This is a genomic window from Mesorhizobium sp. M7D.F.Ca.US.004.03.1.1, from assembly GCF_003998635.1.
GTDB classification, from domain to species: domain Bacteria; phylum Pseudomonadota; class Alphaproteobacteria; order Rhizobiales; family Rhizobiaceae; genus Mesorhizobium; species Mesorhizobium loti.
Genome location: NZ_RZQG01001066.1, coordinates 1 through 1874 on the forward strand (window position 1 = coordinate 1; position 1874 = coordinate 1874).

Below are 1874 nucleotides of genomic sequence, written 5' to 3' on the forward strand. Positions count from 1 at the left end.
GGCCAGGGCCAGGACGAGCTGTTTTCCGCCCTTGCCGGTTCGATCCGGCCATCGGGCGGCACCATCGAAGTCGACGGCAGCCCCGCAAAATTCTCGCACCCGATCGACGCCATCCGCGCCGGCATCGCCTATGTGCCGGGCGACCGTGCCGAAGCGCTCGCCATGCAACGCTCGGTGCGCGAGAACATCGCGCTGCCCTTCAGTGCGGCGCTGCGCAACTGGGGGCCGATCAACATGCGCCGGGAGCGCGCCAAGGTGGTCAGCGCCATCGAGCGGCTGCAGATCGACACCCGCGCGCAAGGCGAAGTGCAGCGCCTGTCCGGCGGCAACCAGCAGAAGGTGACGATCGCCCGCTGGATCGCGGCAGACGCCCGCACCATCCTGTGCTTCGACCCGACGCGCGGCATCGATGTCGGCACCAAGCAGGAGATCTATCATCTGGTGCGCGAGCTCGCCGGCCACGGCAAGTCGGTGCTGTTCTACACCTCGGAACTCGAAGAGGTGCAGCGTGTCTGCGACCGCGTCATCGTCATCTTCGGCGGCCGCGTCGTCGACATCTTCCCCGTCGAGGAGGCCGACGAGCCGGCGCTGATGCGCGCCGCCTACGGCCTGCCGCGCGGCGCCAAGGCCGATATCGGCATTCTGGCCGATCCCCAGTCCCCGTCTTCGGGGACGAACCCATGAGCCATTTCCTGCGCCGCCAGGGCTGGGTATCAGGCCTGTTCGCCCTCTTCGTCGCCCTGTTCATCATCACGAAACTGATCCAGCCGGCCTATGGCAGCGGCGATTTCGGCTCGCTCGCACGCGCCGTTTTGCCCTACGCCTTCGCCGTCGCCGCGCAGACCGTGGTGGTCATCGCCGGCGGCATCGACCTGTCGGTCGCCGCCATGATGGCGCTGACCAGCGTCACCGCCGCCTCGATGATGGCCGGCGCCTCGGAAGAATACGCGCTGTTCGTGGTGCCCTTCGTGCTCGCCATGGGTTTCGTGCTCGGCGCCGTCAACGGCATGCTGATCGTCGTCACCCGCGTGCCCGACATCGTCGTCACGCTGGCCACCCTGTTCGTGCTGCAGGGTGCCGCCCTTCTGGTGCTCGACGCGCCGGGCGGTGCCGCCGCCGAATGGCTGAAGGCGCTGATCTCGGGCACCGTGCCGATACCGGGCCTGCCCGACGGCATCGACGCCTGGCTGCCCAAGGCGCTGCTGGTGCTGATCGTCTGCCTCTGCATCGTCTGGATACCGCTCAGGCGCTCGCGCCTCGGCCTCTCCATCTACGCCATCGGCTCGAGCGAGTTGGCGGCGTTCCGCTCAGGCGTGCCGGTCAAGCGCACCCGCATCATCGCCTATGCGCTGTCGGGCCTGTTCGCGGCGATGGGCGGGCTGGCGCTGACCATGAGCACCGGCATTGGCGCCCCCATCCCCGGCCCCTATCTGCTCGCCAGCGTCGCGGCGGTGGTGCTCGGCGGCGTGGCGCTCGGCGGCGGCAAGGGCGGCCTGCTCGGCCCCATCGTCGCCGTCTTCGTGCTGCGGCTGGTGCGCACTGATCTGACGCTGCTCGCCATCGACCCCAACGTCACCGCCATCATCGAAGGCGCCATCATGGTCGCCGTGGTGATGTTCGGCGCGTTTATTACGATGCGGGGGCGGCAGTGATGGGTGCGATGATAGTGCCCTTTGCGAGGCAATCGCGTGTGAAAGGCCCCCTCATCCGGCCGCTTCGCGTCCACCTTCTCCCCGGTGGGGAGAAGAGAAGAGCATCGACGCCGGCATCCTCCTCTCCCCTCGGGGAGAGGTCGGATTGGCCCGAATTGCCCTTCGCAATTCGGTTGGCAATCCGGGTGAGGGGGACTTTGCGCCGATGCGATCTCTCTGTCC

At 68.1% G+C, this 1874-nt stretch carries 2 protein-coding genes; both read left to right on the forward strand.

Annotated elements, in window-relative coordinates; translation table 11 throughout:
- Positions 1-684, forward strand: a 684-nt coding sequence (locus EN935_RS33900) for an ATP-binding cassette domain-containing protein (RefSeq protein WP_164771601.1), incomplete at its 5' end; no start/stop codon positions are given.
- Positions 681-1652, forward strand: coding sequence for an ABC transporter permease (locus EN935_RS33905; RefSeq protein WP_127264250.1), 972 nt, complete (start codon positions 681-683; stop codon positions 1650-1652). The genes EN935_RS33900 and EN935_RS33905, both read left to right, overlap by 4 nt.
- Positions 1653-1874: the final 222 nt, after the last annotated feature.